Source organism: Vibrio sp. 1401, from assembly GCF_033340295.1.
Genome location: NZ_JAWOWF010000029.1, coordinates 1 through 25,960, shown reverse-complemented (window position 1 = coordinate 25,960; position 25,960 = coordinate 1). Strand labels below are relative to the sequence as shown.

The 25,960-nt window shown below is 45.5% G+C and carries 25 protein-coding genes; 16 read left to right on the top strand and 9 right to left on the bottom strand.

Translation table 11 applies throughout. The features are described 5' to 3' along the window. Positions 1-12 precede the first annotated feature (12 nt). Together gorA and R7Z77_RS15160 are read right to left on the bottom strand one after the other, a co-directional pair. Positions 13-1,368, bottom strand: coding sequence for a glutathione-disulfide reductase (gorA, locus tag R7Z77_RS15165; RefSeq protein WP_005379157.1), 1,356 nt, complete (start codon positions 1,366-1,368; stop codon positions 13-15). Positions 1,369-1,627: 259 nt separating this feature from the next. Continuing rightward, positions 1,628-2,467 (bottom strand): 23S rRNA (adenine(2030)-N(6))-methyltransferase RlmJ, encoded by an 840-nt coding sequence (locus R7Z77_RS15160; RefSeq protein ID WP_005379158.1) that lies wholly within the window; start codon positions 2,465-2,467, stop codon positions 1,628-1,630. A 399-nt stretch (positions 2,468-2,866) separates the two neighbouring features. On the opposite strand from R7Z77_RS15160, the gene prlC reads away from it, so the two are divergent. Beyond that, positions 2,867-4,909 carry an oligopeptidase A gene (prlC, locus tag R7Z77_RS15155; protein ID WP_170897632.1) on the top strand — a complete coding sequence of 681 codons (2,043 nt, stop codon included), beginning with the start codon at positions 2,867-2,869 and terminating at the stop codon, positions 4,907-4,909. A 66-nt stretch (positions 4,910-4,975) separates the two neighbouring features. Here prlC and asnC read toward each other — a convergent pair whose 3' ends face one another. Next, positions 4,976-5,440, bottom strand: coding sequence for a transcriptional regulator AsnC (asnC, locus tag R7Z77_RS15150; RefSeq protein ID WP_005389595.1), 465 nt, complete (start codon positions 5,438-5,440; stop codon positions 4,976-4,978). Between the two features lie 113 nt (positions 5,441-5,553). Here asnC and R7Z77_RS15145 point away from each other — a divergent pair, with 113 nt between their 5' ends. The 3 genes from R7Z77_RS15145 (at position 5,554) to R7Z77_RS15135 (ending at position 10,307) form a co-directional block, all read left to right on the top strand. Continuing rightward, positions 5,554-8,679 (top strand): EAL domain-containing protein, encoded by a 3,126-nt coding sequence (locus tag R7Z77_RS15145; RefSeq protein WP_170897633.1) that lies wholly within the window; start codon positions 5,554-5,556, stop codon positions 8,677-8,679. A gap of 89 nt (positions 8,680-8,768) precedes the next feature. After that, the gene (locus R7Z77_RS15140; RefSeq protein WP_025768285.1) at positions 8,769-9,548 is read left to right on the top strand and encodes a class I SAM-dependent methyltransferase; all 780 of its coding nucleotides are present in this window, start codon (positions 8,769-8,771) and stop codon (positions 9,546-9,548) included. A gap of 186 nt (positions 9,549-9,734) precedes the next feature. Continuing rightward, the gene (locus R7Z77_RS15135) at positions 9,735-10,307 is read left to right on the top strand and encodes a hypothetical protein (RefSeq protein WP_213972337.1); all 573 of its coding nucleotides are present in this window, start codon (positions 9,735-9,737) and stop codon (positions 10,305-10,307) included. Positions 10,308-10,376: 69 nt separating this feature from the next. Here the strand turns inward: R7Z77_RS15135 and R7Z77_RS15130 are convergent, their stop codons facing one another. After that, positions 10,377-11,255, bottom strand: a complete 879-nt coding sequence (locus R7Z77_RS15130; RefSeq protein WP_318136731.1) for a DMT family transporter — start codon at positions 11,253-11,255, stop codon at positions 10,377-10,379. Between the two features lie 64 nt (positions 11,256-11,319). Beyond that, positions 11,320-11,745 (bottom strand): universal stress protein UspA, encoded by a 426-nt coding sequence (gene uspA, locus R7Z77_RS15125; RefSeq protein WP_005379165.1) that lies wholly within the window; start codon positions 11,743-11,745, stop codon positions 11,320-11,322. Positions 11,746-12,027: 282 nt separating this feature from the next. On the opposite strand from uspA, the gene ftnA reads away from it, so the two are divergent. From ftnA to R7Z77_RS15110, 3 genes are all read left to right on the top strand, one after another. Continuing rightward, positions 12,028-12,555 (top strand): non-heme ferritin, encoded by a 528-nt coding sequence (ftnA, locus tag R7Z77_RS15120; RefSeq protein ID WP_005379167.1) that lies wholly within the window; start codon positions 12,028-12,030, stop codon positions 12,553-12,555. A gap of 91 nt (positions 12,556-12,646) precedes the next feature. Beyond that, positions 12,647-12,970, top strand: coding sequence for a universal stress protein UspB (uspB, locus tag R7Z77_RS15115; RefSeq protein WP_005379169.1), 324 nt, complete (start codon positions 12,647-12,649; stop codon positions 12,968-12,970). Positions 12,971-13,149: 179 nt separating this feature from the next. Then, positions 13,150-14,343, top strand: a complete 1,194-nt coding sequence (locus R7Z77_RS15110) for an NAD(P)/FAD-dependent oxidoreductase (RefSeq protein ID WP_005382944.1) — start codon at positions 13,150-13,152, stop codon at positions 14,341-14,343. Positions 14,344-14,436: 93 nt separating this feature from the next. Here R7Z77_RS15110 and R7Z77_RS15105 read toward each other — a convergent pair whose 3' ends face one another. Further along, on the bottom strand, positions 14,437-15,780 hold the full coding sequence (locus R7Z77_RS15105) for a sigma-54 interaction domain-containing protein (protein ID WP_005382945.1): 1,344 nt from the start codon (positions 15,778-15,780) through the stop codon (positions 14,437-14,439). A gap of 436 nt (positions 15,781-16,216) precedes the next feature. Between R7Z77_RS15105 and R7Z77_RS15100 the strand changes: the two genes are divergently transcribed. From R7Z77_RS15100 to R7Z77_RS15080, 5 genes are all read left to right on the top strand, one after another. Beyond that, entirely contained in the window at positions 16,217-16,768 is a 552-nt protein-coding gene (locus tag R7Z77_RS15100) for a BON domain-containing protein (RefSeq protein ID WP_005379174.1), read from the top strand. A 45-nt stretch (positions 16,769-16,813) separates the two neighbouring features. Further along, positions 16,814-16,990 (top strand): DUF1328 family protein, encoded by a 177-nt coding sequence (locus tag R7Z77_RS15095; protein WP_005379177.1) that lies wholly within the window; start codon positions 16,814-16,816, stop codon positions 16,988-16,990. 8 nt (positions 16,991-16,998) lie between these two features. Continuing rightward, positions 16,999-17,196 (top strand): hypothetical protein, encoded by a 198-nt coding sequence (locus R7Z77_RS15090; RefSeq protein WP_005379178.1) that lies wholly within the window; start codon positions 16,999-17,001, stop codon positions 17,194-17,196. A gap of 103 nt (positions 17,197-17,299) precedes the next feature. Continuing rightward, a complete protein-coding gene (locus R7Z77_RS15085) occupies positions 17,300-17,731 on the top strand; it encodes a hemerythrin domain-containing protein (protein WP_054702498.1) in 432 nt (143 codons plus the stop codon). 144 nt (positions 17,732-17,875) lie between these two features. Further along, entirely contained in the window at positions 17,876-19,540 is a 1,665-nt protein-coding gene (locus R7Z77_RS15080; protein WP_318136730.1) for a diacylglycerol kinase family protein, read from the top strand. Between the two features lie 201 nt (positions 19,541-19,741). Here R7Z77_RS15080 and R7Z77_RS15075 read toward each other — a convergent pair whose 3' ends face one another. Together R7Z77_RS15075 and R7Z77_RS15070 are read right to left on the bottom strand one after the other, a co-directional pair. Further along, on the bottom strand, positions 19,742-20,140 hold the full coding sequence (locus R7Z77_RS15075; RefSeq protein WP_005379193.1) for a hypothetical protein: 399 nt from the start codon (positions 20,138-20,140) through the stop codon (positions 19,742-19,744). A gap of 148 nt (positions 20,141-20,288) precedes the next feature. After that, complete coding sequence (locus tag R7Z77_RS15070; RefSeq protein WP_005379194.1) at positions 20,289-20,726, bottom strand: DUF2383 domain-containing protein; 438 nt, start codon at positions 20,724-20,726, stop codon at positions 20,289-20,291. Between the two features lie 361 nt (positions 20,727-21,087). Between R7Z77_RS15070 and R7Z77_RS15065 the strand changes: the two genes are divergently transcribed. Genes R7Z77_RS15065 through R7Z77_RS15050 form a run of 4 tightly spaced genes read left to right on the top strand, consistent with a single transcriptional unit; the run spans position 21,088 to position 23,329 of the window. Beyond that, the gene (locus R7Z77_RS15065) at positions 21,088-21,336 is read left to right on the top strand and encodes a hypothetical protein (RefSeq protein ID WP_005379196.1); all 249 of its coding nucleotides are present in this window, start codon (positions 21,088-21,090) and stop codon (positions 21,334-21,336) included. Between the two features lie 48 nt (positions 21,337-21,384). Then, entirely contained in the window at positions 21,385-21,897 is a 513-nt protein-coding gene (locus R7Z77_RS15060; protein WP_005379198.1) for a phage holin family protein, read from the top strand. Next, on the top strand, positions 21,887-22,213 hold the full coding sequence (locus tag R7Z77_RS15055; RefSeq protein WP_005379200.1) for a hypothetical protein: 327 nt from the start codon (positions 21,887-21,889) through the stop codon (positions 22,211-22,213). Before R7Z77_RS15060 ends, R7Z77_RS15055 begins: the two co-directional genes overlap by 11 nt. Positions 22,214-22,258: 45 nt before the next feature. After that, on the top strand, positions 22,259-23,329 hold the full coding sequence (locus R7Z77_RS15050) for an AI-2E family transporter (RefSeq protein ID WP_054576814.1): 1,071 nt from the start codon (positions 22,259-22,261) through the stop codon (positions 23,327-23,329). Between the two features lie 18 nt (positions 23,330-23,347). Here R7Z77_RS15050 and R7Z77_RS15045 read toward each other — a convergent pair whose 3' ends face one another. Further along, on the bottom strand, positions 23,348-25,795 hold the full coding sequence (locus R7Z77_RS15045; RefSeq protein ID WP_054702495.1) for an EAL domain-containing protein: 2,448 nt from the start codon (positions 25,793-25,795) through the stop codon (positions 23,348-23,350). Positions 25,796-25,960: the final 165 nt, after the last annotated feature.

The window sequence follows — 25,960 nt, the reverse complement described above, 5'->3', positions numbered from 1 at the left end:
ATTAGCGCGTAATTAACGCATCGTTACGAACTCTTCAGAGCCCGTTGGGTGGATAGCCACAACAGAGTCGAAGTCTGCTTTGGTTGCGCCCATCTTCATTGCTACGCCGAAGCCTTGGATCATTTCATCTACCGTGAAACCGATGCCGTGTAGGCCAACAACCGTTTCTTCTTCGCCCGCACATACAAGCTTCATCTTACATGGTTGACGGTGCTTAGTAACAGCGGTGTACATCGCAGTAAAGCCAGATGTGTAGACTTTGATGTTGTCTTTGCCGTACTTCTCTTCTGCTTCTTGCGTTGTTAGACCGATAGTGCCGATTGGTGGGTGGCTAAATACCACAGTTGGTACTAAATCGTAGTCCATCTTCGCATTTGGTTTGTTGTTGAACAAACGCTCAGAAAGTTGACGACCCGCTTTCACTGCTACTGGTGTTAGTTCGATACCGCCTTCCATGATGTCACCCACACAGTAGATGCCTTTCACGTTAGTTTCTTGGTATTCGTCTACCTTGATGTAGCCTTTTTCGTTCGTTGCCACGCCGGTTGACGCTAGGTTGATTGCGTCTGTCGCTGGGTGACGACCGATTGCCCAAATCAGTTGGTCAACGTTTTGGCTTTCACCGTTTTCTAGGTGCAGAGTTAGGCTGCCATCGGCTTCTTTTACCACTTCTTTTGGTACAGAGTGGGTGTGCAGTTTTGGACCTTCTGCGTCCATCACTTCAACCAACGTATCGATGATCATTGGATCGAAGCTACGCAGTGGTGACTCTTTACGTACGAACAGGTGCGTTTCTGTACCTAGCGCGTGCAGTACGCCAGCAATTTCAACTGCGATGTAGCCAGCACCCACAACCGCAACGCGTTTTGGTTGCTCTGCTAGGTCGAAGAAGCCGTTTGAATCGATGCCGTATTCAGCGCCTGGAATGTTTGGAATAGTAGGACGACCACCAACCGCGATCAGGATGTGATCTGCTGTGTAGTGTTCACCGTTTACTTCGACAGTTTTTTCGTCAACAAACTTAGCAAAGCCTTTAATCACGTTTACTTTATTGTTGCCAAGAACGCGATCGTAAGATTGGTGAATACGACCGATGTATGCCTGACGGCTCTCAACCAGTTTGCTCCAGTCGAAACCTTTCACGTCGACATCAAAACCGTAATCTTCTGCGTACAGGTTCATTGCTTCTGCGATTTGCGCGCCATGCCACATCACTTTTTTCGGTACACAACCTACGTTTACACAGGTACCGCCAAGGTCTTGAGCTTCGATTAGCGCAACTTTCGCGCCGTACATCGCCGCACGGTTTGCAGATGCGATGCCGCCACTGCCGCCACCGATACAGATATAGTCAAAATGAGTCGCCATTACTTTCTCCAAGAGCTTATAAATTTTATCTGGTACATAGATAGATTGGGATGACCTTGCCCGAACTCAATGCCACCGTTATCCCACTATCATAAATCGAATTCGACTAATTCCTAAATGGGAAAAAGCGACAATACTTATGACAAATAGCGATGAGAGGCACAAAAAGAAGAATAAGCACGACTGGAGGGAGAAGGTGAGAGCATAAAAAAGCGCAACGAGAATATCGTTGCGCTTGAAGATATCAGTACTGAAGTGCTTACTCTGGCACAATCCAGTCCACTTTCCAGTGGCCAGTTGCTGGTGCGATCGCGTCTTGCAGGAATGGCAGAATCTCTTTCATCTGGCTTTCCAGTTTCCAGGGCGGGTTAATCACAATCATGCCGGATGCCGTCATGCCGCGCTCGTTGGTATCTGGTGCAACACCTAACTCGATTTGCAGAATTTTACGAATGCCCAGTGCTTCCAAGCCTTCGATCATATCTTCGATGTCGTGGCGGTTTACCACTGGGTACCAAATCGCGTAGATACCGGTTGCCCAACGTTTATGGCTCTGATGAATCGCTCGCACCACATCGCGGTACTCTTTCGCGAGTTCGTATGGTGGGTCAATCAGCACCAAACCACGACGCTCTTGTGGCGGTAAGCTTGCTTTGAGGCGTTGGAATCCGTCTTCTTTGAAGATGCTCACTTGGCGATCACGATGGAATTCTTGCTCTAACAATGGGTGATCGGCCGGGTGCAACTCGGTCAGCACCATGCGATCTTGTGGGCGGATTTGCGCGCGCGCCACACGTGGTGAGCCTGGGTAGTAACGCAGCTTCTCGCCATTGTTGAGCACTTTAATGGCATCGATGTAGCTTTTGATGTCTTCAGGAATGCTTGGGTTATCCCAAATACGTGCGATGCCTTGTTTGTATTCGCCCGTTTTTTCAGACCATTCGTGAGTCAGATCGTAACGGCCCACACCCGAGTGGGTATCGTGATAAACGAATGGCTTATCTTTTTGTTTCAGCGCATCAAGAATGAGGCTTTGAACGATGTGTTTGACCACGTCGGCATGGTTGCCAGCGTGGAAGCTGTGGCGGTAACTTAACAAATTAAACTCTCGAAACACTCTTTGGCTGAGTGTGGTCTGTGATTTTCACTCTATGGCGGTATTATACTCAAGTAACTTAAAGATGTAGAACTTCCAATCAAATCTGTTCCTCTGATAAGGGGACGCTATTGAAATTTCTTTAAGTCACCCACACTTACTATTGGTAATCGAATTGAACTAGGTGAGTTTCTCGCACTCAAAAGGGTGTGAAATTTCATTTAGGTATAACAAGACTCAAGGACAGAGTAGCGCTGGTTGACTATATGATGGTCATCGCGGCATAGAGAAAGGGAACGGAGCTCCCCCAATCCATGTTGCTGGCTCGTCTGTACATTGAGTTGGCCTATCTACACAAAATAGACAGGCAATCACAGAGTCAAAACACAAAAGGAATTATTCATGTCTAATCCTCTTCTGACGTTTACGGACCTACCTCCGTTTTCTCAAATTAAACCAGAACACATCAAGCCTGCCGTTGAGCAAGCGATTGCTGACTGCCGAGCAAAAATCGATGAAGTTCTACAAGACAACGCTCACCCAACTTGGGACAGTGTGATTGCGCCAATTGAAGAAGCGGATGATCGCTTAAGCCGCATCTGGTCGCCAGTGGGTCACATGAACTCGGTAGTGAACAGCGAAGAGCTACGTGAAGCTTACGAAAGTTGCCTACCAATTTTGTCAGAGTACGGCACTTGGGTTGGTCAGCACAAAGGGTTGTACGAAGCGTACAAAACCATCAAAGCGAGCGAAGAATTTGCAACGTTAACTCGTGCCCAGCAGAAAACCATCACTGATGCACTGCGTGATTTCGAGTTATCAGGCATTGGTTTGCCATCCGATGAGCAGCACCGTTACGGCGAGATCAGCAAACGTATGTCTGAGCTGAGCTCTAAATTCTCTAACAATGTGCTGGATGCCACCATGGGTTGGACCAAGCACATCACAGACGAGAAAGACCTAGCAGGTATGCCAGAATCGGCGCTGGCAGCAGCGAAAGCTGCCGCAGAAGCAAAAGAGTTAGATGGTTACCTCATTACGCTAGATATCCCATCTTACCTACCTGTCATGACGTACTGCGATAACCAAGAGTTGCGTAAAGAAGTGTACGAAGCGTACGTGACGCGCGCTTCTGATCGAGGTCCAAACGCAGGCAAATGGGATAACTCAGAAATCATTACTGAGCAGCTAAAACTGCGCCATGAAATTTCACGTATGCTAGGTTTCAATACTTACAGTGAAAAGTCGTTAGCAACAAAGATGGCTGAAACGCCGGATCAAGTGCTGGGCTTCCTGAATGACCTAGCGACACGTGCGAAACCGCAAGGTGAACGTGAAGTCGAAGAGTTACGTCAGTTTGCGAAAAGTGAGTTTGGTGTTGAAGAGCTGAACGTTTGGGATATCGCTTACTACAGCGAGAAACAAAAGCAGCACCTGTTCCAAATTTCGGATGAAGAACTGCGCCCATACTTCCCAGAGTCAAAAGTCGTGAGCGGTCTGTTTGAAGTGCTAAACCGCGTGTTTGGTATGACAGTAAAAGAGCGCGAAGGCGTAGACACTTGGCACGAATCTGTGCGCTTTTTCGATATCTTTGATGCTGAAGGCACACTCCGTGGCAGTTTCTACCTAGATCTCTACGCTCGTGAACACAAACGTGGCGGCGCGTGGATGGATGACTGTCGTGGTCGTCGTATTACGTTATCTGGTGAACTGCAAACGCCGGTTGCGTATCTAACGTGTAACTTCAACCGTCCTGTAGGCGACAAACCAGCACTGTTCACGCACGATGAAGTCGTGACGCTATTCCATGAGTTTGGTCATGGAATCCACCACATGTTGACGCAAGTTGATACAGGTGCTGTTTCAGGTATTAATGGCGTGCCTTGGGATGCGGTTGAGCTACCAAGTCAGTTCCTAGAAAACTGGTGTTGGGAAGAGGACGCTCTGGCGTTCATTTCTGGTCACTATGAGACTGGTGAGCCGCTACCGAAAGCGATGCTAGACAAAATGCTCGCAGCGAAAAACTTCCAATCTGCGATGGGTATTTTGCGTCAGCTAGAATTCGGCTTGTTCGATTTCACGCTTCACACTGAATATGACCCAGAAGTGGGTGCGCGTGTACTGGAAACTCTGGCGAAAGTGAAAGAGAAAGTCGCGGTAGTTCCTGCGGTTGAGTGGGCGCGTTTCTCACACAGCTTCGGCCATATTTTTGCTGGTGGCTACAGTGCGGGTTACTACAGCTACCTATGGGCTGAAGTGCTGTCGTCAGACGCGTATTCTCGCTTTGAAGAAGAAGGCATCTTCAACAAAGAGACGGGTCTAAGCTTCCTGAACAACATCCTAGAAATGGGGGGCAGTGAAGAGCCAATGGAGCTGTTTAAGCGCTTCCGTGGCCGCGAGCCACAAATCGATGCACTGTTGCGCCATTCGGGTATTGCGGCGTAAATTGAGCAAAAAACATCAAGGCCAACCGAATGGTTGGCCTTTTTTGTACATTTTTTATAAAAAATTTTACGGATTTACGTTTCGGTTGATCGGGTTCTGCAACGATATCAATGTCTCCGTGGACTGAACCTCATCAATGGCTTGCAGCTTGTCGATCAGTACAAATTGCAGCTCTTCAATCGATTTGCACATCAATTTGACGAATATGTTATACGCGCCCGTGGTGTAGTAAGCTTCAACGACTTCGTCGAGCGCGTTGAGTTTTTCTAACGCGGAGTGGTAATCACGAGCTGCATTGAGGTTAATACCAATAAAGCAGCACACATCGTAGCCAAGCTTTTTAGTATTGATGATCACCTCCGTTCCTTCGATGATGTCCGCCGACTTCATCTTCTCGATACGCACATGGATAGTGGCAGGGCTGACATCGAACTGCTTTGCCATTTCTGCGTAGGGCGTTCTGGCGTCAGCCATCAGTGTTTTTAATATTGCGCGGTCAAGGTCGTCGAGTTTCGGCAGGCTCGCATTCATACTATGATTTCCGTTAGGGATAGAGTTTTACCTCCCTTTTATACTCATAGCGGATAGGATTCACAAGGTTTGGCAGGAGTAACTGCGGGTTAACTCCGAGCTATGGAGATAATGTGCAGCGTTTTCTGGTTATTGCCGCGCTATGTTGGAGCGCGTTTGCTACGGCCTCAGATCCGAAGGTGTTGGTCGTGCACTCCTATCATCAGGGTTTTTTCTGGACGGACTCCATACAGCGAGGCATCGAGCAACAGCTGGGCGATCGAGCGCTGGACATGCGTGTGCTCTATCTAGACTCGAAACGTAACCAGAGTGAGCAGTTTTTTGCGCAACTAAAATCCTTGTATCTTACGAAATTACGCAAAGAGCGATTCGATGCCATTTTAGTGAGCGATAACAATGCACTTGAACTCATGCAGCGTTTAGCCCCAATCATCAAAGACACCCCAGTTATATTTAACGGCATTAATAACTACCATCCTTCTTTACATCGTTCTCTGAATGCAACCGGAGTCATGGAAGATGTCGATTTGGAAGCGAATCTCGCTCTTATTGAGCGCTTACATCCGAACTACACACAAGTTCTCATCGTCAGTGACCACTCGGTGACCGGTGAGGTGTTGCGTTATCAAATCGACAATTTTGTCCTCAAGTTCCCGCAATATAGAGACAAAATCGTACAACTTGTCCCAGACAGCATCATCGATCTAAAACAACAAGTCGCAAAACTGAGTTCCGATAAAGTCGTCTTGTTCTGGACCTATTACCGAGATAAACAAGGTATGGTAGGCAGCGAGCGTGACTGGGTTGGTGTCAACAAAGTCTCAAACGCGCCGCTGTTTATGGTGCATGACATTGGTTTGGGTCATGGCGCAGTTGGAGGGGTTATTCAAAGTGGTTATCGGCATGGTATTGAGAGTGCAGAGATGCTTGAATTCGTTTTGGATAACCCTGATCAGCCTCTGCCTGAGGTGAAAAAAAGTGATTCTGAAATAAAGCTCGATTACCAAGCGGTAGCGCGTTGGGGATTGGGGGCTGAACAAGAGGTTTCTGCGGTATTTTTTAATAAGCCAATGAAGCTTTCTGAACGTTTTGCCAAGGAAATTCGCCTGTTTGGTAGTCTGTTTGTGGTGATGTCGGTGGTCATTTTGCTGATGGGTTATTATTTACAGCGGATGCGTCGCAGTGAGAGCGCTGCGCGAGAAAGCCAGGCTATTCTAGAATCGATTTTCGATCAGAGCATGCAGTATATGGGCATTTTGGATGCCAACGGTGTGCTTAAATCGGGCAACGATCACCTTCAATCCTTACTTTATCACCAAGGACTGCGCTTAGACCGACCACTTTGGTTTCACCCCAACTGGAGTGAAAAAGCACAAGCGTTGCTAGAGGAGTATTTCCACGCGCCTCACCATCAAGTGTCGACGTTTGAAGCTGAAATTTGGAGTAAAGAACACGGCGCATTGGTGTTAGAAGTTTCGCTCAAGCCTTTTTCTCAGCAAGTAGGGAATCATAAGCAATACTTGTTTGAAGCGCGCGATATTACCAGTCGTAAATTGATGGAGGACAAGCTCTACCAACGTGAGTCAACCCTACGCAACTATTACGAGCAGCAGCCCGTGATGATGGTGACGCTTGATAGTAATAACCGAATTCAAGAAGTGAATCGATTTGCTCAACTACTTCTTGGCTACAAACCGATGGACATGCTCGGACATCGCCTGAGGGAGTTCTATTTTGATGACAAAGTGCTGTTCCCTCGCCAAGTGTTATTGCAACCCAACCAGCAAGTGCATGGTGTTTGGCGACGTGAAGTCGAGTATCGTCATGCAAATGGTCATCGTGTTTGGGTGCGCGAGAATATTCGTCCGCTGAGTGAATCTGAGCAACTGCTGATTGTGGGCGAAGATATTACCGAAACCAAACTGCTCTCCGAGAAATTGGAATACCAAGCTCGCTATGACTTACTGACGGGGACTTACAACAGAAACCATTTTGAACTAGAGCTTAAGACCGCACTGTGCGAAGTGGACAGCCATCGTCGAGTCCACGCCATGCTGTACCTCGACTTAGATCAGCTAAAAGTCCTCAATGATACGGTTGGGCATGATGCAGGTGATGCGGCGATTCAATTCTGCGCCAGTATGCTGGAAGGCGTTCTGCCGTACAATTCCATCTTGGCTCGAATGGGAGGCGATGAGTTTGCGGTGTTACTCAAAGACTGTGACGAATATGGCGCCATCAATATTGCCAAACTGATCATCTCGACACTAAGCGAACACCTCTTTATTTGGGAAGACACACGCCTGTTCATCAGTTGCTCAATTGGTATCCGTATCATCGATCATACCGCTGATACGCCACAAATGGTGCACGCTCAAGCAGACTCTGCTTGTCACGCCGCTAAAGAGCAAGGCCGTAACCGCTATAATCTATTCAGCTTAGATAACGAAGAGTTGCAGCGTCGTCAGATGGAAATGCAGAGCGTCAATTTGGTGCATGAGGCATTGTCGAATCAACGTTTAGAACTGTTTGCTCAACCGATAAAAAGCTTACAAAAGCACGAGACTCAAATGTATTTTGAGATTTTGGTGCGTATTCGCAATGGGTACGGTGATTATGTTTCTCCTGCGCTGTTTATCCCTGCTTCCGAGCGCTACAACATTGCCCATTGGATTGATAAGCAGGTTATTACTCAAACGCTAGAGTGGTTTGAACAGCGTCCTGAGGTGATTGAACAGCTTGGTCGCTGTTCGATAAACCTTTCAGGTCAATCTATGGGGAATCAAGAGTTTATTGACTTCTTATTGGAGCGATTGGAAAGTTCGACTCTGCCGTGTGAAAAAATCTGCTTAGAAATCACCGAGACAGCGGCGATGAGCAATCTGGATCAAGCCATTGAGCTGTTTACCAAGCTAAAGGCTTTGGGTTGCATGATTGCATTGGATGATTTCGGATCTGGATTGTCTTCATTTGGTTACTTAAAGAAACTTCCTGTCGATATCGTGAAAATTGATGGTCTTTTCGTGCAAGATATCAACGTAAATGAAATGGACCGCGTGATGGTTCGTTCAATCAATGACTTGGCGAAACAACTAGGCAAAGTGACGGTGGCGGAGTTTGTCGAAAATGACCAGGTCATGCAGCATTTGATAGACCTCGGTGTGGACTACGGCCAAGGCTACGGTATTGGTCATCCTAAGCCGCTTTCTGAGCTAGTGGAGCAACTGACGGTTGTATAACCTCTGCGTAGCAAGCTCAACCTAGCATTAATAGGTAACTTAGGTATACACTCAGCGCCAGTTACCTCGATTTTTATTGGAGCCTCCTTTTGCAACTGCAATTGATCTGTGAAAACCTGTCTCAACAATCTCATCTTGATGAACTCGCTGCGCGTTGGCGGCTTTCTCATACTGACGATAGCGATTTTGCTTTGGTGCTAACCACCGAGCGTTTGGAGCTACGTAAAGTGGATGAGCCAAAGCTGGGTGCAATCTTTGTGGATTTGATTGGTGGTGCGGTCGGTCATCGTCGCAAGTTCGGTGGTGGTAAAGGTCAGGCAATTGCGAAAGCGGCGGGGTTGAACAAAGGGGCAACGCCAACCGTGTTAGACGGCACGGCAGGTCTTGGTCGTGATGCGTTTGTGCTCGCCTCACTAGGTTGTAAAGTGCAGATGGTCGAGCGTCATCCAGTCGTCGCGGCTTTGTTAGATGATGGCTTGGATCGAGCGAAACAAGACCCAGAAATCGGCACCTGGGTATCTGAGCGCATGTCGCTAATCCATGCCTCTAGCCATGATGCGCTGGAACAATTGGCGCAAGATAAAGACTTTGTCCAGCCAGATGTGGTGTATCTTGACCCGATGTATCCGCACCCAGAAAATAAAAAGAAGTCGGCGCTCGTGAAAAAAGAAATGCGCGTTTTCCAATCGTTGGTTGGCGCTGATTTGGACGCCGATGGCCTACTAGAACCAGCCATGGCGTTAGCCACAAAGCGTGTAGTAGTTAAACGCCCAGACTATGCTAACTGGCTGAACGAGAAAAAACCGACCATGGCGATTGAAACGAAAAAAAATCGCTTCGATGTCTACGTTAAAGCATCGATGGCATAACTTCCTGACGGCTCAACTTTTCTTGTCACAGTACGGTGTGTCGTGCTGTGACTCAGCCTCTCTTTCCTCGTCTCTATTGATAGTTTTCTCTTGCTAATTCCCTTCCCTGACTGTATATCTAACTAAGAATTATTATTATTTCACTTGTTGTGATGCGGTCGATAACTGGGAAGCTGGAGTAGTAGAATGGCTAAACGTTTATGTAAAATGAGTCGCAAACAGATCGCGGCAGAACTTGGTGATATCCATCGTTTAGTTGTCGCACCAAAATTCGTTTGTCGTTCTTGCGCACGCTCTTCATCGGCCAAAGATACCCTTTGTAAGCCAGCCGCAATTCCTCCACAAAAATGCCAAGACAAGCCGTTAAACGAGCAACAAGCATGCGGTTTGTTAGCTGAAGCGCTGCCTGCGCAATCCATTTCCGTCACGTCAAAACACAGCGCAGAAAAGGCGGCGATCGTGAAACGTGTGGTCGAGCGAGTGAAAGAGAAGAAACAAGCCGCGAAAGTGGTGACACCAGTGTCGATGGCGGCTCCTGCACTGTTTGATTTGGCCGATAAAAAATCGCTCAAGAAAGCGAAAAAAGCACTGAAAAAGCACTATAAGCAGCAAAAGAAGTTGCTAAAAGTGGCGAAAAAACAACAAAAGTTACTTAAGCGTCAGCGTAAACTGGAAGCGCGTAATGCGAAACTAGAAGTGTTGCTGCCAACGCCACCTAATGCTTTGATGAACGCAATCTCACAAGCCAAAGTGCATTAATCAAATAAAAAAACGCTCTCCAGTCGGAGAGCGTTTTTTATTGTCGAAATGTTTATAGGATTAGCTGCGTTACTTATTGGCGTAGCTCATCTCTACGCGCTTTTTCACCCAGGTTTCGTTAATCCATAGGGATAGCATGATGATCGCACCGCCAATGGCGAGTCGCATGACATCAACATCGCGGTTCCAAATCACAATGTTTACAATCAAGCCCGCCGGAACCAATGCATTGTTCATTACTGCCAGTGCACCTGCGTTCACCATAGTCGCGCCTTTGTTCCAAGCAAAGTAACCAAAACCAGAAGCAATCAACCCAAGGTATGTCAGAATGCCCCATTGTGTTGCAGTGGTAGGTAGTTTGTCGAGGTTACCCATGAGCGCGAAAGCCACGGTTGCTACACAAAGTGCACCTAAGTAGAAGTAGCCAAACACGGTGTGTTGTGGCAAATCGACGGGTTCACTCTCCATGATATATTTGTAGCCCACCTGACCGATGGCAAAGCAGAGGTTTGCTCCTTGTACGACCAAAAAGCCCAGTAGGAAATCTTCATTAATGCCTGCAAATTTAATCCAGGCGGCACCAAATACGGCTATTGCAGCGGTAACTAAGTACCAAGGTGAAAAGCGACCTTTCAAGAAGTCATAGATTAGCGTGACGTAAATGGGTGTGAATACGGTGAACAGCAATACTTCTGGCACGGAAAGGAGCAAAAAAGATTGGTAGTAGAAGCAATACATCAAGCCGAGCTGGAAGCCACCGACGGTCATCAGTTTCGCGATCAGGGGTTTGCTAACGCCACGGAATTTCAATAAGGGAATGAAAACCAGGCTCGCCAGTGCCACGCGCATGAACACCGAGAACCAAGAATCAACCTGACCGGCGAGGTAAACGCCGATCAGGCTAAATGAGAATGCCCAAAGTAGGGTAACTGCGGATAGATAAGCCATGGATGAGAATCTTTATCAACAACAAATGTGCCCGCAGTCTAACCAAGTTTTATCGCTGCGCCAATCAGTCTTTTAGCGGTACGACCAGCATATCGACTGGTGAGCAGTTAATCAGCTGTCGAGTCGAAGATAGAATCTTGCTCCAGAAATCTTGGTGATGACCACAAACCACCAAATCAATACTGTAATCTTGAATGGTATCGCACAGCTCATTACTCAAATCGCCACTACCGACTAAAGTATGGGCAATTGGGTATTGCGCATATTCAGCGAAGTTTGCCAATTGTGTGCGCGATGCTTCCATTGCTTGATGTTGCGCTTCTGCCATATTGATATCGATAAGCCCGGTGTAGAGTTCTGCGTAGTTCACGTCGATGTGAATAAAAGAGACTTTCGCATCCAGAGGTTTAGCCAGTGATACGGCTTTCTTAATCAACACTTTACTGTCGTCTGAAAGGTCGACTGCCACAAGTATGTGTTTGTAACTCATATTGCTATCTCCTTGTAAGGTCATAGTTTTAGATTAGCACCAACCCCAAAAAAAATTTGCTGAAGTGATCTCATATCGGTGCCGTAGGTACAAAGTCTTGTCTCAGTAATCATGTTATAGTGGCGTTATACCCAAGTGACTTTGATATGCTGAAATAAGCGTAGTGTTACTGACTAGAGTTGAAGTGAAACTTCGCCGTGTCTGCCGGACCAAGCTATTCTCGCAGCGTCACTTATTTCGAGGTTACTTGGGTATATTGCATGCACAATAATAGGAGTTAACATGCTGTCTCAAACTATGGTCGAACAATTGAATGAGCAAATTAACCTAGAATTTTTCTCATCCAATCTATACTTACAAATGAGTGCTTGGTGTGAAGACAAAGGTTTTGAAGGTGCGGCTGAATTTTTACGCGCTCACGCCGTAGAAGAAATGGAGCACATGCAACGCCTATTCACTTACGTGAGTGAAACTGGCTCAATGCCAATCTTAGGCGCTATTGATGCGCCAAAGCATGACTTTGCGAGCCTAGGTGACGTTTTCCGCGAGACATTTGAACATGAGCAAATGATCACGGAAAAAATCAACAAACTGGCGCACGTTGCATTTACTAGCCAAGACTACTCAACGTTTAACTTCCTACAGTGGTACGTGTCAGAACAGCACGAAGAAGAGAAGTTGTTTAAAGGGATTTTAGATAAGATCGAACTGGTAGGTGAAGACGGTAAAGCGTTGTTCTTCATTGACAAAGATCTAGCACAAATGGCGAAAGAAGGTTCATCTTCAATCATGGATGCTCCAGCTGCGTAAACGCGTTTTGGGACGTTGTAAGTAGCGGGTAAAGACGAAGTGTTGATCGTCTTTTTCTCTTGAGCATTGTTGAAGATGTAGGGAGGAAAAGATGATCAGTGGAGACACAATCTTATTTGCGCTAATGGTGGTAACTGGAGTTAATATGGTCCGGTATCTCACCGCTCTTCGTTCTCTAATTTATATCATGCGTGAAGCGCATCCGCTGTTATATCAGCAAGTTGATGGTAATGGTTTTTTTACTACTCATGGAAATGTCACCAAGCAGGTGAGGTTGTATCACTACATTAAAAGTAAAGAATATCATCATCACCACGATGAAATTTTTACTGGTAAGTGTGAAAGAGTGCGTGAATTGTTTGTTCTATCGACTGCGTTGCTCGGCGTGACGCTACTTGCGGCCTTCATTCTCTAAGAGTCAATAATCCAGAAGTTGTTCTGTCTGAGATTTTGCGGACATACAGAGCGCTTAGAGTTTAAGCGCTTTTCCCTTTCGGTATTTGTCGGTAGAATGTCGCGCCTAGAAAGCAAGGATGTGCAATGTGCACATCCTTTTTTATTTTGATTCGATACCAATCAGTCTAAGAGCTACCGATGAGTAAGAAATTTGATGTTGTTGTAATTGGCGCAGGCGCAGCAGGTTTAATGTGTGCTGCAGAAGCAGGCAAGCGAGGCCGCCGTGTTTTGGTGCTCGATCATGCTAAAAAGCCAGGACGTAAAATCCTTATCTCGGGCGGTGGTCGTTGTAACTTCACTAACTACGACGTTTCAGCTAATCACTATTTGTGTCAAAACCCGCACTTTGTTAAGTCGGCGCTCTCCCAATACACTAACTGGGATTTCATCTCGATGGTGTGTAAACATGGCATTGAGTTCGAAGAGCGTGATCACGGCCAGTTGTTTTGTGTCGATGCATTTACGGCCAAAGATATCGTGAAGATGTTGTTAGCTGAGTGTGACATGCCGAACATCGAGCAGCGTTACCAATGCGATGTTCATTCGATTGAAAAAATTGATGAAGGCTTTCGTTTGCATGCTGGTACTGAGATTGTCGAATGTGAGTCTTTAGTTATCGCAACAGGTGGTTTGTCGATGCCAAAACTGGGGGCGACACCATTTGGTTATAAAGTCGCGGAACAATTTGGTCTTCGAGTTATCCCAACTACGGCAGGGCTTGTACCATTTACTCTACATAAAGAAGACAAAGAAGACTTTGCTGAGTTATCTGGTATCGCGGTACCTGCGGAAATTACGGCTGAAGATGGCACCATGTTCAAAGAAGCCCTGTTGTTCACACATCGTGGGTTATCTGGTCCAGCAGTGTTACAGATTTCTTCATTCTGGCGGGCCGGACAAAAGGTGTTGATCAATCTTGTGCCAAACGATGATGTTGCTGAGTTATTAGAACGCAGTCGTGAGAAGCATCCAAATCAGTCACTCAAGAATACGCTTGCCAAAGTGCTGCCTAAGCGTCTGGTTGAAGTCTTAATTGAACGTAAAGAGCTAGTCGATAAACCGCTAAAACAGTTCAATCAAAAGGAGCTTGCGGCGATTGTGGAGCGCCTAGAGCATTGGGATATCGCCCCGAATGGCACTGAAGGCTACCGAACCGCGGAAGTGACACTCGGCGGTGTCGATACTGATCACTTATCCTCGAAAACCATGGAATGCAAAGACATTAAAGGGCTTTATTTTATTGGTGAAGTGATGGATGTGACTGGTTGGCTAGGGGGCTACAATTTTCAGTGGTGCTGGTCGAGCGGCTTTGTTGCGGGGCAGTGGGTTTAATCAAACACCAAACGCAGCCTAACTGCATAAAAGATAAGATACAAAAAGAGCACTGAATAAAAGTCAGTGCTCTTTTTGTATGCCCATAGCGAGTTATTCGTCTTGATACTTTTCGAGTTTGTTATAGAGCGTTTTCACGCTAATGCCTAACTCCTGCGCTGATTCCGTTTTATTGCCTTGATTCTCTTCAAGGGTATTGAGAATGGCGGCTTTTTCTAGCTCTTCTAGTGAAACGCCCGCCGGAACAAGGTCTTCGATGCTGGTGCCTGTTTCCAATGGTGGTGTGTCGAAGATAAGGTGTTCATCTCGGATGGTGTCATCAGCCAAAATAAATGCACGCTCGATCGTGTGTTTGAGCTCACGGACATTACCTGGCCAGTCGTGTGCAGCGATTTTTTGGATCGCAGAGTCAAGAATCGTTTTGGTTTTTGCCTCATTGGCGTTGCGGTGTGCAATAAAGTGCTTGGCCAGACCTACGATATCACCGCCTCGTTCTCGCAGTGGCGGTATCGTTAATGGGAAATGCGATAAGCGGAAAAACAGATCTTCACGCAGGAACTGCTCCTCAATGGCGATTTTAGGATCACGGTTTGTAGCAGCAATGATGCGAGTATTAGCGATATGAACCGTATTACTGCCAACTGGGCGATACTCTCCGGTTTCTAGCACCCGCAATAGCTTCACTTGATGCTCGATAGGCATCTCGGTGATTTCATCTAAAAATAGGGTGCCGCCCTCTGCCTGCTTAAATACACCTTGGTGAGTTTTATTTGCTCCGGTAAAAGCGCCTTTCTCATGGCCAAACAGTTCACTATCAACCAATTCAGGGCTAATGGCACCACAGTTAATCGCTATAAAGGGCTGTTGTTTACGCTCACTCGCTAAGTGGATGGTCTGCGCCACCAGTTCTTTGCCTGATCCACTTTCACCGACAATAAGGACGTTGGCTTCGGTTTTAGCAACGCGCCTGATCATACGATAGAGCTGATGCATCGGAGAGGAAGAGCCGACCAAAAGACCAAATTGGTCAAGATCGCTGGTGGACACTTTACGCCCTTGATCTTGTTTGTGTTGATAGTACTGGCTGACTTCGCTCAGGGTGTCCGTCAGAATGGCAATATCAACGGGCTTTCTGTAGTGAAAAATAGCACCCAAGTTCATCAGCTTATCCAAGTTCTCGTTTGGAGCGCCTGAGCTAATGATGATCAAGTCCATATCGTAGATGTCTTCGATATTAGAAAGACGTTGATAATCTGCACTAGTAAAGTGGGCGACTTCAACAATCGCAACTTCCGGTTTGAGTTGTAGGAAATCTTCAATCCATTGGTCTGCGGCATCGATGTCATGCAGACGAAATTTGTTCAGTTCCTGGCAAGAAGCGATGGCATTTTTAAGTGATGGATCTTGTATTCTTAGAAACAGGCTTGGCATCGACATAGAAATGTCCTCTTTACTATGACAGAAACAATGTACGTGGATTATTCTCACTTCACAAGACAAAATATTGTCAGCATAGATTTAAGGATTTGTTCGGTATTTTTATGTTGTTAGCCCCTTTTTGATATATATCGGTGAGAGCCATCAGTAGATATTTCCTTTTGTTCAGATTTTTATTTTTAAAATAATAATTTTGCTATTAATTGATTCTGGAGAAATAGCCTTTCTGTTTTATCAGGTTATTTCGGCACAAGTGACGGAGGCTTTATCACCGATTAAAAATTACATTTTTTACGTGTAAATAATTCATGCTTATACTTTATTACTCATCTCATTTTTACCTCTTTTCTTTATTAGTTAATTAAAAACAATAAGTTATAAAGTTGGCACATGGTTTGCTCCTAGGGAAGTGCAACGTCAATAAAGGAGAATTACCATGAATAACATCGCAGCTAAAATTGTACTTACGTCAGTTCTTGCTACTTCATCTACAGCAGTCTTAGCGAGTGATAAATGGGAAAAAGAATCCATGGACGCTTGGCTAGATGGTAAAGCTGAAACCACGCTACTGCTAAACAGCAATCTCAACTCTTTTGATATCAATACCGATGTTGAGAATCAGGTCGTTACCCTTTCTGGTTCGGTAAACAATGATCTTGAAAAATCACTTGCCGAAGAGCTTGTTACTGGTCTTGATGGTGTGAAAAAAGTAAACAACGAATTGTCAGTAGTGAATGAAGGCAAGAAAGAAACTGATTCAGAAGCTTTAGCTACACTGACCGATTCTAAAATCACGACTATAGTTAAAACGCGCCTACTAATGGATACCAATGTGAGTGGTACGGATATTGATGTAACGACAGAACGCAAAACGGTAACGTTGGCAGGTAAAGTTAATTCAGATGCGGAGCATGATCTTGCAATTTCAATTGCAAATAACACCAATGACGTAAATAAGGTGATTGATAAGCTAGAAGTGGTTCAATAATAGCGAGCCGAGTGATTTAACCCACTTTTATTAGGAGGTAACACTATGGTTCGTTGGATGTTTATTTTTCTGGCACTGGCACTAATTTCTGCACTATTAGGCTTTACTGGTATTGCAGGAGCTGCTGCCTCTATCGCGCAAGTGATATTTTACCTATTCCTATTGTCATTAATTGTATCAATAGTGATTGTTCTGCTGGGAAGAAAAAACGTAAATAGATAGGAGATTCCATGCGACTTACGTCATTTATTTACCGTATCGCCGCAGTATTCGGTTTGGTGTTTGCGTTGGCAGCTTGTAGTGAAGAAGGGCCAATGGAACAGGCCGGCAAAAAGATAGATGAAGCCGCCGAAGAAACCCAAAATGCGATTGAAGATGAATGTGAAAACATTAAAGAAAACCTAAACGCTGAAGACCAAGACTGTTAGCCGAATCAGGTTAGGTTTTTACGCATAGCTATGTAAGAGAGGGGCGGTCAATCACCGCCCTTCCTTTTGTCCCAATTGTTTACAATCAGATAAGGAGTCAAAGATGAAAAACATATTTGATGTACTGAAAGAGAGTCATGAAAAGCAGCGCCTTTTACTCGATGCTCTGATGGAAACGTCTGGAGATTCCCCCGCTCGTGAAGAGTTTTATCATAACCTTAAAGAGGAACTCGAACAGCACGCAGCGGCAGAAGAGCGATTTTTCTACGCGCCTTTAATAGATAGCGATAAGACCATTGATCTCACTCGCCATGGCATCGCAGAGCATCATGAAATTGATAAAGTGATTGCACAGCTTGATGCAACCGATATGAGCTCGCCAGCGTGGCTCAACCTAATGAAAACCTTGCGTCACAAAGTGTTGCACCATCTTGAGGAAGAAGAGCAGCGTTTCTTCCAGTTAGCCGGTAAGGTAATGACCGATAAGCAGAAAATGAAACTAGCGAATGGTTATGTTGAAGAGATGGTAAGCTAGGTAGAGTGTTGGACCTTTTCGTGCCATTTCGGCACGGGAAGGCACTCAATCAAGGCGTTTACTCAAGTTCATGTATCCAAGCTCAATCCCCCGCGTATTCTAACTTCCACTAAAAAGTGCACTCGCTGAAGGCAAGGAGAGCGAATGTTTATCATCAAATATTATATTCTTGGCGCTCTGAGCAGTTTATTGGCCGCTATCCATACGCCTCAAATTATCGTTAGTTTGCTGTTCTTATGGATATCGCTTTCTTTAGCGTTGGTCAGCGTAGCCTACGTATTCGACATTCCCTCTATTTTTAGAAAAAACCAAGATGGCAAGATTGTCAGGTGGATTCGCTGGGCATTCATCCCATTTCTATTGGGGGCTAGAGCGTATAACGCCTGGGAAAGACGGCGTGATACAGTGCCTCCAATCCAAAAAGTCAGTGACAATTTATACCTATCTCGCCGTTTGTTTCAGAGTGACTTAGATTTTCTCGAATCCAATGAGATCTCTTGTATTGTCGATGTCACCGCAGAATTTGCAGGCCTTGAAAGCGCGATGACCGACAAGCAGTTTCATTACCTTTCGATTCCGGTACTCGACCACAAAGCCCCAACGCTAGAGCGTCTTCGCCATGCGATTAACTGGATTGATACTCAAATCTCGTGCTCGCGGGCCGTGGTTGTGCATTGTGCGTTAGGGCGTGGTCGTTCAGTGTTTGTTGTGGCGGCGTATTTATTAAGTAAAGACCCGTCACTGACGGTTGAATCCGTGATGAAAAAAATCAATGACGTACGCAGTACCGCGAGATTGAATAAATTACAGATTAGAACGTTACGAGCGATCAGTGAAAAAGGCGTGCTAGGGCTGGATCAATCCACTTGGATGGTGGTTAACCCTGTTGCAGGTGGCGGAAAATGGGAGGAAAACGAACAGCACTTGATTCGTGAACTAACCAAAAAATATCGCTTGAGTATTCATCAAACCACCACAAACTTCAGCGCCGAGCAGCTAACACAACAGGCAAAAGAAAGTGGAGCTAAGCAAATCATCGTAGCTGGTGGCGATGGCACAGTAACAGAGGTGGCGAGCCAATTGGTGGATACCGACCTAAAACTCGGTATTGTTCCGCTCGGAACTGCCAATGCGTTATGTCATGTGCTCTATGGCGTTGGCGCAAAATTCTCACCGGTCGAAAAAGCGTGTGAAGCGTTGCTTGGCGGACACTGCCAACGTATTGATACTGCGGACTGCAATCAGCGGCTTATTTTATTGGTCTTAGGTATTGGGCTAGAACAGAAGATGATCGAGCACGCTCAGCGAGAAGAGAAAAATGTTTTTGGACAACTCGCTTACCTCACTGGCTTTTTTAATGCTGTAGTGGCGGAAGAAACGCAAGCTTTAACCGTTTCGTTAGACGCTCCAACTGAAGATGGAAACCACGACAATAATACACAAACGCTTGAAGTCCATAGTTTTGTCGTTGCGAATATCGCTCCATTTAGTACGTTGCTTGCCCAAGGTGGTGATGCGCCGCAGCCTGATGATGGCAAGCTGCATATCACATATTTAGATAACACCGAGTCTTTAGGCGGACGTCTTATCGCCTTGTCGGATCTGACATTAACGAGCGTAGGCGCACAGGAAGAATCGACACATTTTCAATACGCGACGGCTCAGAGCGTCACTATTTCTGCGAATAAACCGATTGAGTATGTGATTGATGGTGAACTGTATTCTGATGAGCAACTAGCAATCAAGCTGCGTCCAAAGTCATTGAACGTATTTGTTCCAAGCCAGAGACGTAAATCAGCTTCGCTTTAACACTGTAATCCGCGGATAACGCGCCATTTGCTTCGTATTCTACATGGCGCTTTTTCTGTGTTGTTTGATGATTTGGTGTGCGTCGTAAAAAGGCTATCAAGGTCGCTGCGTAGTAGATGCAGCGGCTTTTTTTCTACCTGCACCTTTTACTAGGTTGATTGGGGATGTGGTTTAAACAAAGTGAAAGAAGGGCGAGTACAATTACTCACCCTGAGGTAAGTGCTTTTCAATTTCATCGTTTTCAACTTGTAAAGCAGCTAACCAATAAGAAACAAGTGCGGTTAAGTTGGTGTCGTCAATGGCTCTAAGCAGGGCTTTTAAATCATCTAACAGTAATTTATTCATAAAATGCATTTCTTTGTAATTACCTAACTCGGCAACGCCGTATTCGGTGGCATTTTCTGCAATGAATTGTTCACCATCTTGATCGAAGAACAGCTTCGCCATCTTTTTGATCATCACTTTTTCTATTTTCACGAATCGATATGCCGCTCTTGCGAGTGTCATATGTGATTGCGGGTTAACGAGAGGCAAACACGTTTGGCGATGGTGTGTCATTTTTACGAGTAGCTCCCTTACTCGATTGTTATCCAATGTCATAGTGACCTCTTTATTTATGACTAATGTCGTGGGACATTTCTCGTGATGGTTATGTTAATGCGCCTGTGGGCTTGTCAGAAATGGCCAAAGCAAGTTGGCCATTTCTTTGCTCAATACTGAGCTTTATTGCAAAGGCGACCACCAAGTTTTAGCTAATAAGGCTGATGCTGCTGAGTTTTTCTTTGCAGCTTTTTATATCGCTACGAACTTTCAGCAGAACCGAGTTATCCGCCTGCTCTGGGTGGGAAGTAATCAAATTCTCAATCTCTTTGAGTACCTTGCTTTCGACACCTTCAAGCTGTTCTAAATACATAGACTCTTTGTCAGAGGACACTTCCTTCATCACGTCGCTGTAGACCTCACGCGCCTTGATGGTGTAGGAAACCGGAGTGTCGTCGGCAGATTCTTCATTGTTACTTGCTAGAGAGTAGGGAGTGAGCTCAATGACTGCACGCTCACGTACTCTGAGCAGTTCTACCAACACATTATTCAAAGAAGTGTTGTCGATGTTCTCGATGGCCTTGTTGTAAATTTCATTTCCGCTTTCGATAAGCTCAATGATTGAGGCGATGTTTTCATTTTTCATATGCCACTCCTTATTTACTGGTGATAGGGGTGTTTGAGCGTATGGAATACAAACACGATGTTTCATCTTTAATTGCAGGTTGTATGCCAATGAATTTTAAGTCTTATTAATCAGTGACTTAATGTCTTTTTTTGCAATAACTTGCTAACAGTCGGTAAGGCGCTAAGAAAAAATTACAAGAATGGCGGGGAAAGCTTGGAAAGAATTACACGTACAGATACGGCTTTTTATCGAAATGAAAATAAAATTAATAAAAAACAATAACTTAAAATTCTGGCATGGATATGGCTTTGTAGGGAGTAAGTGAGGTCAAACATTGTTTCACTTGATTCACTATTCAACTCATTAATGGAGGCTAGTTATGGCTACTACAAAAGAAAGCACAGTAAAACCTCAAGAGCAGTTAGAAGAAGCATATCACTTAGCGGAACAAGCCACGACGGAAGCCGTTGGCGCGATGAAAGACCAAGCCAAAGAGAAGCTGGATGTCGGTGCACAGCAAGTTCAGCAGGCGACTAAGTCGGCAGAAAATGTAATCAAGGAGCGCCCATTGCTGAGCATAGGCTGTGCCTTCCTTGCTGGTTGGGCGGTTTCGAAGCTGATCAAATAATAGTGGTCACCAAGGATTAAGCCACTCAACAGAAAGGCGAGGCTTCACATGAATAACTCAGGGCAAGTTACCAATCAGCAATCAGGCTCGGCGGCTTCAGACAGCGGCCGAGCCCCTGATGGGGCAGAAGAACAGGATATCCAACAAACCATTAATGGTTTGAGCAGCATTCTTGCGCAATTGGACCAACTGACGAAATCGCTAAAAGCATGGTCAGGTTCAACGTTGGATTTGTTCCTCTTGGAGATGAAAGTTAACGTGTCCGCAGTGCGTCAGATTTTGCTGTGTACCGTTGTTTTTACCCTATTGTCGGTATTGTTCGTATTCAGTTTGTGCCTTGCCTCTGGGGTGGTGGCTTATCAGTTAACTGCCAACGTATATGTTGCCGTGGGTGTATTTATCACATCATTAGGCTTGGCATTATTTGCTTTAGCCTGGTGGCAGAAGCGTTTAGTTGGATTTCTTGGATTCAAAAATACGACAGAACAATTACAGGAGGGGTGGGATGCGCTCGCTACAAAAGCTCAATCGAGCCATGCGGATCAAGCGGATGGAAGGTAAAGCGTCTCTAGAGCAATGCTGTTTGTCGATGGAAATGTTCACGTTTACCACCAAGAAGTTTGTGAGAGAAAACCCTTGGACGACATTAGGCATTAGTGCTGTCGTTGCCGTTACCGCAGCAAAAGCAGGTCGATTGTCTCGACTGACTTCTTCTATTTCGTCAATGGGGCTATTGGTTAGCAGCGTGTCTGATATTACCGATTCGCTCACAAAGCCGGTCGCGGCAGCTTCTCTGGATGAGTCAGATGCGGAGCAAAATGGAAATGCAGCAACACAAGTAAGCAACGCTGCGACGACAGAGGGCGAACCACTCTAATAGCGGATTTCACCGCAAAATTTTCTTACCGATTCTGAGCTTATTATGACAGCGAAATTGAACATTCCTGCCAACACTGCGATTGGTGCAACGCTTCTCGTCCTGTTACTCGTCCCAGGGCTGTATTTTGCCAAGCCAATATTGTTACCTATTGTGCTTAGCACCTTTATTTCTCTGCTGTGCAGTCCTTTCATTAATTATCTTGAAGACAAAGGCTTACCACGTGCTATTACCGTCGTGTTGACGCTGTCATTCCTCGTTGGCGCTTCAATTATTGGTCTTGCCGCCATGTCGGAGCCCGCCAAGCAATGGTGGTCTGAGCTGCCCAGTATCGTGAAAAATGTGTCGCAAGAAGTAAGCGAAGTTACTAAAGCTTCGGCTGATCACCTTAATACTCCATTGAATATCGCCAACGATATGAGTATGGATGAGGTCGGGAACAACACCGTATTTTCTTTGGTAAAAACGCTCGCGACCACTACGCCGACGATTTTGACACAAGCGATGATCGTGCTGTTTATGGTTTACTTTATGCTCAATCATGGACGAAGCTTATTTCGAAAGTCAGTGTCTTACTTACATGGGTTCGCCAAACAGCGCCAAGCGATTGAGTTGGTCAAAGCGCTACAGAAAGACCTATCTCGATACATTGGCACCATCACTTTAGTGAATGCTGGGCTGGGGTTGAGTGTCGGGGCCGTGTTTTTTGTTCTAGGCCTTGAAGATCCATTTCTATGGGGCGCATTTGCAGGCGTGATGAATTTTGCGCCGTACCTCGGCCCTGTCATATCCATGATGAGCTTTGGCTTTGTTGCTTATCTTCAGTTGGAGTCGGTCAGTTTTATGCTGACGGTTGTGTCTATCTATTTACTGCTCAATTTGATTGAAAGTCAGTTTGTTACACCAACACTATTGGGGAAAAGGTTTAATTTAAACCCATTAGTGATTTTTGTTTGGCTTGTTTTTTGGGGCTGGCTTTGGGGCGGAATGGGACTATTGATCGGTGTGCCGTTGCTGGTTTGTATCAATATTTTGGTTGATCGCCTAGAGCTGTGCCAATCAGCCCAAAATCAAGCAAAGCAAATCACCTCCGCGGACGTGGCACCGCGAGAGTGACTTGAGGAGCAAGCTGGTTCAATGAAACAGTTTTTCAGCGCTCACTGGCTGACTAAATAAATATCCCTGACCATAAATACAGCCTTTTTCGAATAAATAATCGGCTTGTTCCCGAGTTTCTATCCCTTCCGCGACGACTTTCAACGACAGCGTTTTTCCCATGGCAATAATGGCATTCACAATCGCGTTGCTGTCGCTATTACTTGGGACATCACTGACAAATGAGCGGTCAATTTTCAGTTTGTTGATTGGCAAACCTTTCAAGTAAGACAAAGACGAATAGCCAGTTCCAAAGTCATCCAGAGAAATCTCAATACCCAGCTCTCGTAATTGATTTAACGATGCAATGGCTTGTTGAGGGTCGATCAGTAAAAAGCTCTCTGTGATCTCCAAATCTAACCGTTGGGCAGGGTATCCGGTGTTATCGAGGATAGTACTTAATCGCTGAATGAAATTTGACTGCTGAAGCTGCAACGCAGAAACATTGACGGCGATTTTGCCAAACTCGATGCCTTGGTCCAGCCAAGCATTACCTTGCAAACAAGCTTGTTGTAACACCCACTCACCAATACTTTGAATCAGCCCTGTTTTTTCTGCAATTGGAATAAAGTCTGCTGGTGGTACAAGGCCAAACTCTGGATGCTGCCAGCGTAATAAAGCTTCCACGCCGACAATCGAATTTTGTTCCAAGTTGTATTGCGGTTGGAATTCTAACCGGAGTTGTTGTTTTTCTATTGCTTGATGCAAAGCGGATTGAATGCGTACATGGGATACGGATTTATCGGTCAAATCCGGTGAGTAAAACGCGTAGCCGTTGCGTCCATTTTTCTTCGCTAAGTACATCGCGGTGTCTGCGTTTTTCAGTAAGGTTTCACTGTCTTGACCGTCTCTTGGGTACAAGGCAATACCAATACTGGTCGAGACACGAAGTGAGTCGTGGTTTGCCAAGTCGAATGGTTGCTGGAATACGCTTAGAATATCGCCGACGGTTTCCAGTAAGGCAACATCACTATGGATGTCTGGCAAAATAATCACAAATTCATCGCCGCCAATGCGAGCCACATGCGCATTGAGGTGAAGAACATCTTGCAGACGAATCGCTAACTTAGACAGCAGTTGGTCACCACAGAAGTGGCCCATGCTATCGTTGATGTGTTTGAAATGGTCGATATCTAAGAATAGGGTGGCAAACGTCTGCTGGTTTTTGTTTCCGGTTTCGATGTGTTGTTCGAGTAAGCTGAGTAAATGGGTGCGATTGGGTAGATTGGTTAATGGATCGTAAAAAGCCATGCGCTGCAGCTTTTCTTCGTGTGCCTTACGCACAGAGATATCTTCAAACACACAAATGTAGTTAATAAGGTGGTTTTTATCGTCCATTACGGCGCTAATGGTCGCTAATTGCGGATAAATGCTGCCATCTTTCTTTCTGTTGATGAATTCGCCTTTCCATTGGCCTTTGTTTTCGAGTTGATGCCACAACTGTTGATAGAAACCTTGATCATGATGGCCTGAGCGCAGAATTCGTGGGTTTTTTCCTATCACCTCTTCAGAGCGGTAACCTGTAATTTGGGTAAAAGCCGTGTTTACATCAATGATGTTGGCATTGCGGTCTGTAATGACCATGCCTTCTTGCGAATTGTTGAAAATTTGGGACGCTAAGGAGAGCTGCGTTTCTACCATTTTTCGGCGGGTGATGTTACGTGTCATCCCCAGAATGCCGATTAAGTTTCCCGCATGATCACGGACAGGAGACTTAATGGTTTCTAGCCAAGTGGGGTTATTGTTTTCATCAATTTGACGGCATTCTTCAACAATATTTTGCGTGCCCGTGGCTACCACCAATTTATCGGCATCAATGAATTTTTCCGCACGTTCATGGCTAAACAGAGCAAAATCGTCTTTTCCAATGATTTCACTGTTGGTTTTTTGCCACGCGTTTTCTACGCTTCGATTGGTCATCGAATAAAGACCATCCATGCCTTTTATCCATACGTGGTCTTCAAGGCAGTCGATAAACTCTTGTAGTGTTGGTGTTGGCTTTATTTCCGCGCTTTGATGTCGCGTTTGTTCTTGCTGACAGTGCAAGTTGATATCAAAGCTGATCCGCCCCGCGATTGCGCTTAGCCATGCCGAAACAACCGTTGATTGATCATTAGGGTGAGTCAGTGTCAGTACGGCAAGCAATTCGCCATTAGGTAGCCAAATCGGTCCAATGCTCAAGGTTTGCTCTTCAAAGGGGGTATGGCTAACTGTAAAATCTGTCGGCGTAAAGTGATCGACAACTTGCGTTATCACATCGATGATAGCACGATGATTTTGGGTTGAGGTGGACACCTCAGTCGATAGCCACTGCTGAGTATCGCTCAGAGTATAAAGCTGTCCCTGAGCTTGAGTTACATCACAGCATTGTCGCAGAACGTGTTGCCAGTCTGCCATCAAAGGCGAAGGAATAGCGAAGCGAAACATAATTAATAACGAGTCCTAAATCGCCCAAAGGTAATTATATTAGAATCTAGCGTAAGCTATTGGGCTTTGTGAGTATCGTATCCAACGCGTGGCTTTGTTGCGTAATTCGATGGAACTAAATCAGGAAGTTACGATCTGATCGGTTACATCAGTTAATCATCGTAG